Genomic DNA, 8,222 nt, shown 5'->3' with positions numbered 1-8,222 from the left:
GTCGAGCATGGCCTGGGCGTGGGCGCGGCTGGTTTCCGTTTGGGCGCCACCCAGCATGCGGGCCACCTCGGCGGTGCGGGCCGGGCCGCTCACCTCGCGGATGTCGGAGGTGGTTTGCCCGCCGCTGAGCGCCTTCGACACCAGCAGATGCTGGTGGGCGCAGGCCGCGACCTGGGCCAGGTGGGTCACCGCCATCACCTGGCGGCCATGGCCCAGGCGCTGCATCAGGCGGCCCACGGTGTCCGCCACGGCGCCACCGACGCCGGAGTCGATCTCATCGAAGATCAGGGTGCCGACCTGGGCCGAGGCCTCGGCGCGCTGGGTGGTGGTCACGGCGATGGCCAGGGCCAGGCGCGAGAGCTCACCGCCCGAGGCGACCTTGCCCAGCGGGCGCGGCGTGCTGCCCGCGTGACCGGCCACCAGGAATTCAACCGACTCCAGCCCGAAGGCCTGGGGCTCGGTCTGAGGCGTGAGCGCCACCTCGAAGCGGCCACCGGCCATGCCCAGCTCCTGCATGGCCTGGCTCACAGCCTGGGACAAGGCGGGCGCAGCCTGCGCACGCTGGGCCGACACCACCTTGGCCACGCTCTGCCAGGCCTGGTGCGCCTTCAGGGCCTCGCGCTCCAGGGCGGCGAGGTCGGCGGCGGCGTCCAGCTCGGCCAATTCGGCCCGCCAGCCTTGCAGCAGCTCGGGCAGGTCGGCGGGCTGGCGGCGGTAGCGGCGCGCCAGGCTCATCCACGAGCCCATGCGGCCATCGAGTTCGGCCAGGCGCTCCGGGTCGAGCTCGGTGTGGTTCAGGGTGCTGTTGAGGCTGTGGGCGGCGTCCTGCAGTTGGGCTTGGGCCTCGCGCAGCACGGTCAGGGCGTTGCCCAGGTTGGGGTCGACGCCGGCCACGTCTTCCAGGGCATCGATGGCGCGAGAGGTGAGCGACTCGGCGCTGTCATCGGCCTCGGCCACCGCGTCCAGCGCCAGCCGGGCGGCATCGAGGATGGCCTGGCCGTGGCTCAGGCGCTGGTGCTCGGTGTTGAGGCCGTCCCACTCGTCGGCCTGGGGATTGAGTTTGGCGAGTTCACCGATCTGCCACTGCAGGCGTTCGCGTTCTCGGTCGAGGTCGGCCTGGCGGGCGCGGGCGTCGTCCAGGCGGCGCTGGGCCTCGCGGCGGGTGGCCCAGGCCTGTTGCAGCGCGGTCGTGTCCACACCGGCCTGCGCGTCCACCAGGGCGCGCACCGAATCGGCGCGGGTGAGGCTTTGCCAGGCGTGTTGGCCGTGGATGTCGACCAGGTGCTCGCCCAGTTCGCGCAGTTGCGTCACGGTGGCGGGGCTGCCATTCACCCATGCCCGGCTCTTGCCCTGGGCGTCGACCACGCGGCGCAGGAGCAGGCTGGTGCCCTGGGCGTCGTCGGTGGCGTGGAAGCCGGCCTCGTCCAGCCAGGGTGCGAGGCGCTGCGCCAGGGGCGCGGGCAGGTCGAATTCGGCAGAGATGTCGGCCCGGGCGGCGCCTTCGCGCACCACGCCCGCGTCACCGCGGCTGCCCAGGGCCAGCTGCAGGGCGTCGATCAGGATGGATTTCCCGGTACCGGTCTCGCCCGTCAGCGCGGTGAAACCGCCGCCGAGGTCCACCTCCAGGTGGGTGACGATGACGAAATCGCGCAGGGTCAGGCGCCGCAGCATCTCAACTCACTCCTTCGTTCCAGCGCAGCTTGCGGCGCAGGGTGGCGTAATAGTTCCAGCCCTTGGGGTGCAGGAAGCGCACCCGGTGGGCCGAGCGGCGCACCGTGACGCGGTCGCCGGGCAGCAGGCTGGCCAGGCTCTGCATGTCGAAGTTCATGCTCGCGTCGCGGGCGGCCACGATCTCGATGCTCACGGTGCCTGTGTCGGGCACGACGATGGGCCGGTTCGAGAGCGTGTGCGAGGCAATCGGCACGATGGTCCAGCCTCCCAGGTCCGGGTGCATGATGGGCCCACCTGCCGACAGGTTGTACGCAGTAGAGCCGGTGGGCGTGGACACGATCAGGCCGTCTGCGCGGTAGTTGGCGAGGAAGAGGCCGTCGACCTCGGCGCGCAACTCCACCATCGAGGCCACGGCGCCGCGGCTCACCACGATCTCGTTGATGGCGAAGCCTTCGTAGATGGTGTCGAACCCGCCATCGCGGGTGGGGCGCAACACGGCGCCGGCCAGCAGGGCGCGCTTTTCTTCTTCGTATTGCCCGCCGAGGATCAGCGGCAGGGCCGTGGCCATGTCCTTCAGCTGCACGTCGGTGATGAAGCCCAGGCGCCCCTGGTTGATGCCGATGAGGGGGATGTCGAAGGGCGCCATCTCGCGGGCAATGGCCAGCATGGTGCCGTCACCACCGACCACCACGGCCACGTCGCAATGGCGGCCGATGTCCTTCAGGCTGAGCGAGGGGTAGTCGACCATGCCGGTGCTCTGGGCGGTGTCGTGCTCGATCGAGACGTCGAGGCCGGCCCTCACGAGGATCTGGGCCACGTCTTCCAGCACCGGGCGGATGCCGCGGGCCTGGTACTTGCCCACCAGGGCGGCATGACGAAAACGGCAGTTTGGCAGGCTGGGCATGCGGGGAATTACACCACAGCGCCCATGACAAACCGTGCGTTTCCCTCGGGCGTGGGGAGCGTGGTGCGCCAGCTGCGCCTAAAATCAATTCGACATGCTGGACGACCGAGCCAAGATCCTCCTCAAAGCGCTGGTGGAGCGCTACATCGCCGATGGGCAGCCGGTGGGGTCGCGCACGCTGTCGCGCGCCTCGGGGCTGGACCTCTCGGCCGCCACCATCCGCAACGTGATGGCCGACCTGGAGGAGCTGGGCCTCATCGTCAGCCCGCACACCTCGGCTGGGCGCGTGCCCACGGCCCGCGGCTACCGGCTGTTTGTCGACACCATGCTCACGGCCCGCCCCAGCGGCATCGGCGATCTGGCCCACGAGACCCGCGACCAGCTTCAGCCCGACCAGCCCCAGCGCGTGATCGCCAGCGCAGCGCACATGCTTTCGAGCCTGTCGCAGTTCGTGGGCGTGGTCACCGCGCCGCGCAAGGCCAGTGTCTTCCGCCACATCGAGTTTTTGCGGCTGGGCGAAAAGCGCGTGCTGGTGATCCTGGTGGCGCCCGATGGCGACGTACAGAACCGCGTGATCTTCACCGCGCAGGACTTTGCCCAGCCGGAGCTGATCGAAGCCAGCAACATCCTCAATGCGCACTACTCGGGTCTGACGATCGAAGAGATGCGCGCCCGGCTCAAGAGCGAGGTCGACCAACTGCGCAGCGACATCGCCAGCCTCATGGGCCAGGCGGTGCAGGCCGGCGGTGAAGCCATGGCCGAAAGCACCGAGCAGTTGGTGGTCTCGGGCGAGCGCAACCTGCTGACGGTGCAGGATTTTTCGAACGACCTGGGCTCGCTGCGCCGCCTGTTCGACCTCTTCGAGCAAAAGACCCAGCTGATGCGCCTGCTGGACGGCTCCAGCCGCGCAGAGGGCGTGCGCATCTACATCGGTGGCGAGAGCCAGGTGGTGCCGTTTGAAGAGCTCTCGGTCGTCTCGGCTCCCTACGAGATCAATGGCCAGGTGGTCGGCACGCTGGGCGTGATCGGCCCCACCCGCATGGCCTATGACCGGATGATCGAGATTGTGGACATCACGTCACGGTTGGTGAGCAACGCGCTGAGCGTGAAGTGAAGAGCAGGCGAGGGCGCAGCGGCGCTGCATCCTGACTTGGCCTGCTTCTCGGGTCGCCCATTGGTCTGAGTGGGTCGTGACTTGATCCTTGATTGATGTGCGTTCAATGCAGATCGTGTGTCTCCCTGATTGTGTGGGCCGTGGCTTGCCCGGCCAAATGGGGCACCTCGTGACGAGGTGTGGGGCTCGGCGCCATTTCAGGTTGCCGGATGCCCAGGCTCCATCCCCTTTCTTCCCATCATTCTTCAATCAGAGACACACGATGATCGCTCCGTTCAAGTTCACCAAGTGCCTGGCGGCCTCTGCGGCCCTGCTGGCTTTGTCGGCCCATGCCGAACTGCAGGTCTGGCGCATGACCGGCATGGTCTACGACGAATTGACCAGCCAGGGCGGGGCATACGTGCCGCCCTCCAGCGCTTATGCCCATGGCAAGACCGTCAATGTGGATTACGTGGTCGACACGGCCGTCACCGCGCCCGATGGTGGCTCGACCTACAGCGCCATCCGCACCTTCACGGTGAATGGGATCGGTTCCTACGCGGAGGGCACGATCTGGGCCGACGGGGTGGGCCTCAATGCATTGAATGTGGGCCCCACCAGGCCGCGGAGCGATCAGGTCAGCTTCCTGTCGTTCAACCGCTTCAATGGCCCCAAGGCCACCAGCGTGAGCCATGCCCTGGCCGACTTCTCGACGGCAACGGCCGCCGGTGTGGACGTCGACTACCGGATCGACTTTGGCAGCGCCGGTAGCGTTCGGATCCGGCCCACGTCGTTCACCCAACAGACCTTGCCTGCGCGCTGCAAGTTCCCCTTGTTCCGCTTGATTGACCCGCAGTGCGAGGCCCTGCGTCTGATCAAGTAAGCACGTCAGCCCGTGCCTGGCGCCGCGGGGCCTTTTGGGGGCTGTGGCGCCGGGAGGTCGACCGTGGCGAGCCGCGCGTTGGGGGTGCTCTACAATCTGCGGCTTCCCTCAGGGGGCCGTTAGCTCAGTTGGTCAGAGCAGAGGACTCATAATCCTTTGGTCGTTGGTTCAAGTCCAACACGGCCTACCAAGTATTTATCGATGTTTGCGGGCAATTTGGTCGCTGCGTCACAAGCCGAATTTTGCCGAAAGGTACAAATTCGGTACAGTGGCCAGTGACAGATCCTTCAGAGAGCCTGCATGCCAACCATCGTCAAGACCGATTCAGGGACCTGGAAAGCCGTCATCCGCAAGACCGGCTTCCCCACCACCACCAAGACCTTCCGCCTCAAGCGCGATGCTGAGGACTGGGCCCGCACCACCGAAGACGAGATGGTGCGCGGCATGTACGTCAAGCGTGCGCCTGCCGAGAAGCTGCTGTTTGCAGATGCCATCGACCGCTACCTGGCAGAGGTCACGCCCAGCAAGCGCCCCTTCACCCAAGCTGGCGAGAAGCACCGAGCGGCGACGCTCAAGAAGCACTTTGGCAAGTACTCGCTGGCAGGCATCACGGCCGAGCTGGTGGCCAAGTACCGCGACGAGCGCCTGGCGGGCCTGGACCGCCTGGATGCCGATGGCAACCCCAAGCCGCGTGCCGCCAACTCGGTGCGGCTGGAGCTGGCTTTGATCGGCCATCTGTTCACCGTGGCCATCAAAGAATGGGGCCTGGGGCTGATCTACAACCCCGTGCTGAATATCCGGCGGCCATCGCCAGGTGCTGGCCGCAACAGGCGCTTGTCGGCCAAGGAAGAGGCCATGCTGTTTGCGTTGATCGACCAGTACTCCAACCCCATGCTGCGCTGGATCGCACGCATTGCCATTGAGACGGGCATGCGGTCGTCAGAGATCGGCACGCTGAAGCTTGACCAGGTGGACTTGAAGAAGCGGGTGGTGTTGCTCAAGCAGACCAAGAACACCACGCAGCGCACCGTGCCCTTGAGCAAGAAGGCGACCGAGCTGTTCACCGAGGCCGTGGCCAACCCCACGCGGCCCAAGAAGGAAACCAACCTGGTGTTCTTTGGTGAGCCTGGCAAGGATGAGAAGCGCCGCCCCTACAACTTCAACAAGGCGTGGCGCGAGATCAAAGCCAAGGCGGGCATGCCTGACCTGCACTTCCATGACCTGCGCCATGAGGCCGTGAGCCGATTTGTCGAGGCAGGGCTGAGTGACCAGGAGGTGTCGGCCATCAGTGGGCACAAGTCGATGCAGATGCTCAAGCGGTATACGCACTTGAGGGCTGAGGACTTGGTGGCAAAGCTGGATGGCCTGGCAAAAGGTCGAAGCGAAAGCGCGGCGGAATCGACTTGAGGGCCTTGGAAACTGCGTTGCGTGAGACGCCCAACTGCCTGGCCACCTCAGACTGATTCATGCCTTCTGCGACCAGCATCACGACTTCCTTCTTGGCGTCAGTGATGTGGGCCTCGGTGATCCCTGCAGCAAGGTCACGGAGTGCAGCTTTCTCGTCGGGAAAGAGGCGTTGCAGCGCGATGCAATGCCACGTGAACCGGTCGATCAAGGCGTTCCCTGATGTACTTCTGGGCTGTGCTTGATCCCAGCTTTGTCTTGTCAGGCGATCAACTTCCACATCGAAGCAGCCCTTGCTGCGCAGTGCGCGCTTGTAGTCGGCATTCCACTGCCCTTCAATTTTCGGCCGATGGCCTGCGCAGTAGCGTGTGCTCAGCTTGAGTGCATCGCTGGCGATTGGATCTGTCTCTGGCCAGGCCTTGTCTTCAACGAAGGAGGCGAACTCAGAACGGTTGCCGCACAACTCACAGAACCAGTGGCGCCGCTGCCCATTCAGTGATTCGTGGTCAGCAACTTTGGAGCGGCTTGGGGCCTTGCCTTCGCAGCGCCTGATCAGCTCCAAGGTGCTCTCGCATGTGGCAATGAATTCTTGGTCATGTGCACCGATGCGTTCTGCTTGGCGAAGGTACCGGCGCAAGGCCATGCGCATGGATTTATCCACCACGTCGAAGCCCACGAGCTTGGTCAGCTCGCCAAGGCTCATCTCTGTGTAAAAGCCGGGCGGATCTGCCGCACCAATCGCTGGGTGGTCTGCCGGAAGTTGGTCGGCGTAGTGACGAATCGCAGGATCGATGACCTCCTGAATCAGCCGGTGGATGTTGTACCGCCTCGACTTCGCAGAGAAGGGATGCCATTGATCACTGAAGGCATTGATGGCGTTGGCAACGATGGGGCTGCATCCGCCCCAAACGTGAATTGCCTCTTGCTGTTCGCCAATCTTCATGTCAACCAATATGTCCAACAAACTTGCTGAAGTATACGTAGCCTAGGCCTAACCTTCGTTTGTCTCTTGTCCCTACCGGATGTTTACGATGACCATCGAAGAAACCTTGTTGAGCAAGTACGGACCGCTGTTGAGCCTGACCCAATTGGCCAACGTTTTGGACCGATCGCCCGAGGGCTTGCGAATCAGTCTGCGCACCGCCAATGACTGGTCCATTCAGCTCAACACGGCGCGGCTGAAGGTTGGCCGACGCGTGTACTTCCGCACCTCCCAAGTCGCCAGCATGCTGTCCGGCAACTGATTCGTGTTCGTGCTGATCGTGAGCATCAAGATCATGAGCATGGTTTGGGAGCACTACCCAGCGGGTGGCGGCGACCTGTTGATGGCTTTGGCGTGCGCAGACCATGCGCATGACGATGGGACCAACGTCAGGCCCAGCGTGAACCACCTTGCCCAGAAGACCCGCCAGAGCCCCAGAACCGTACAGCGCCAACTCGCGCAGATGCGTGATTCCGGGTGGCTGGTCCTGGTGCGAAACGGGCACGGTGGGCGCGGCCACACGGCCGAGTACCGCATCAATCCCCTGTGGATAACTAACCCCGTCAAATTGACACCCTTTGCCGACCATGACGCCGAAAGGGTGACAAATGGAGCGCTAAAGGGTGACACCAGAGGTATCAAAAGGGTGTCACCCGTGTCACCCCAACCACCATTAACCGTCATTGAAACAACTACTACCCCTCCAACCGCGTCGATTGACCAGGATGCACCGCCGATTGAAGGGCTCATCTGGCCCAGGTTCATGACCGAACAAGAGCGTGTCTCCGGCGCACAAGTCATGGCGATGTGCCCACCAGAGTTGCAGCAACAAGTTCTCGATGAGGTTGCCGGGCTGGCAGACCGTGGCGCGGTGCGGTACCCCGTAGGTCTGGTTTCGAAATTGGTGGAGGCGGCACGGCGTGGGCGATTCGTCCCTGCAGCCGCGCTTGACTGGACACCCAAACGACTGGCAATGGCAAGGGCGGCGAGGGAGCGTGAACGCGACCGGTTGGAAGGACGCCAGGCAGAACCTGAAGTGTCAGATCCTGCTGTGCGGGAGGCGGCTCGCGCCAAGATTGCCGAGCTGACCCACCAAATGCGGCTTACACGCCCCGATCGGGGAGCAAGGAACACCAGGGGTGCTTGAACCATGAAAACGCTCTCAGAACGCATTTCTGCGCGTACTGTGTTGGCGCCGACCGAAAACTGAGCCACTTATGAGGGGTGTGCCGATCTAAAACTGAGCCAGGTGTTCAACCTACTCTGCTGCTTTTTGATGCAGCGG

The 8,222-nt window shown here is 64.3% G+C and carries 8 protein-coding genes and 1 tRNA gene; 6 read left to right on the top strand and 3 right to left on the bottom strand.

Features of this window, described 5'->3' with window-relative positions; translation table 11 throughout:
* Window positions 1-1,671 (bottom strand): DNA repair protein RecN (recN, locus tag QZ994_RS17215; RefSeq protein WP_290874528.1); only part of this gene is annotated, 1,671 nt, incomplete at its 3' end.
* Window position 1,672: 1 nt separating this feature from the next.
* On the bottom strand, window positions 1,673-2,575 hold the full coding sequence (locus tag QZ994_RS17210) for an NAD kinase (protein ID WP_290874526.1): 903 nt from the start codon (window positions 2,573-2,575) through the stop codon (window positions 1,673-1,675).
* 94 nt (window positions 2,576-2,669) lie between these two features.
* On the opposite strand from QZ994_RS17210, the gene hrcA reads away from it, so the two are divergent.
* The 4 genes from hrcA to QZ994_RS17190 all read left to right on the top strand — a co-directional run bounded on the left by hrcA (window position 2,670) and on the right by QZ994_RS17190 (window position 5,958).
* Window positions 2,670-3,689 carry a heat-inducible transcriptional repressor HrcA gene (gene hrcA / locus QZ994_RS17205; RefSeq protein ID WP_290874522.1) on the top strand — a complete coding sequence of 340 codons (1,020 nt, stop codon included), beginning with the start codon at window positions 2,670-2,672 and terminating at the stop codon, window positions 3,687-3,689.
* Between the two features lie 262 nt (window positions 3,690-3,951).
* Window positions 3,952-4,551 carry a hypothetical protein gene (locus QZ994_RS17200; protein ID WP_290874519.1) on the top strand — a complete coding sequence of 200 codons (600 nt, stop codon included), beginning with the start codon at window positions 3,952-3,954 and terminating at the stop codon, window positions 4,549-4,551.
* A gap of 113 nt (window positions 4,552-4,664) precedes the next feature.
* Window positions 4,665-4,741, top strand: a tRNA-Ile gene (locus QZ994_RS17195).
* A 110-nt stretch (window positions 4,742-4,851) separates the two neighbouring features.
* Window positions 4,852-5,958 carry a site-specific integrase gene (locus QZ994_RS17190; RefSeq protein WP_290874516.1) on the top strand — a complete coding sequence of 369 codons (1,107 nt, stop codon included), beginning with the start codon at window positions 4,852-4,854 and terminating at the stop codon, window positions 5,956-5,958.
* Here the strand turns inward: QZ994_RS17190 and QZ994_RS17185 are convergent.
* Window positions 5,864-6,898 carry a helix-turn-helix domain-containing protein gene (locus QZ994_RS17185; protein ID WP_290874514.1) on the bottom strand — a complete coding sequence of 345 codons (1,035 nt, stop codon included), beginning with the start codon at window positions 6,896-6,898 and terminating at the stop codon, window positions 5,864-5,866. The two genes, QZ994_RS17190 and QZ994_RS17185, sit on opposite strands and share 95 nt — an antisense overlap.
* An 88-nt stretch (window positions 6,899-6,986) precedes the next feature.
* On the opposite strand from QZ994_RS17185, the gene QZ994_RS17180 reads away from it, so the two are divergent.
* Both QZ994_RS17180 and QZ994_RS17175 read left to right on the top strand, forming a co-directional pair.
* Complete coding sequence (locus QZ994_RS17180; RefSeq protein ID WP_290874511.1) at window positions 6,987-7,199, top strand: DNA-binding protein; 213 nt, start codon at window positions 6,987-6,989, stop codon at window positions 7,197-7,199.
* Between the two features lie 3 nt (window positions 7,200-7,202).
* Window positions 7,203-8,084, top strand: coding sequence for a hypothetical protein (locus QZ994_RS17175; protein WP_290874509.1), 882 nt, complete (start codon window positions 7,203-7,205; stop codon window positions 8,082-8,084).
* Window positions 8,085-8,222: the final 138 nt, after the last annotated feature.

The organism is Aquabacterium sp. (assembly GCF_021768455.1).
Taxonomy (GTDB): Bacteria; Pseudomonadota; Gammaproteobacteria; order Burkholderiales; family Burkholderiaceae_C; genus Aquabacterium.
The sequence above is the reverse complement of the archived record's forward strand: the minus strand, read 5'-3'. Positions and strand labels throughout refer to the sequence as shown.

What these genes read in the sequence shown, in the direction of transcription:
- QZ994_RS17210 (WP_290874526.1), bottom strand. Translation starts at nt 2,575, where the DNA reads ATGCCCAGCCTGCCAAACTGCCGTTTTCGTCATGCCGCCCTGGTGGGC.
- hrcA (WP_290874522.1), top strand. Translation starts at nt 2,670, where the DNA reads ATGCTGGACGACCGAGCCAAGATCCTCCTCAAAGCGCTGGTGGAGCGC.
- QZ994_RS17200 (WP_290874519.1), top strand. Translation starts at nt 3,952, where the DNA reads ATGATCGCTCCGTTCAAGTTCACCAAGTGCCTGGCGGCCTCTGCGGCC.
- QZ994_RS17190 (WP_290874516.1), top strand. Translation starts at nt 4,852, where the DNA reads ATGCCAACCATCGTCAAGACCGATTCAGGGACCTGGAAAGCCGTCATC.
- QZ994_RS17185 (WP_290874514.1), bottom strand. Translation starts at nt 6,898, where the DNA reads ATGAAGATTGGCGAACAGCAAGAGGCAATTCACGTTTGGGGCGGATGC.
- QZ994_RS17180 (WP_290874511.1), top strand. Translation starts at nt 6,987, where the DNA reads ATGACCATCGAAGAAACCTTGTTGAGCAAGTACGGACCGCTGTTGAGC.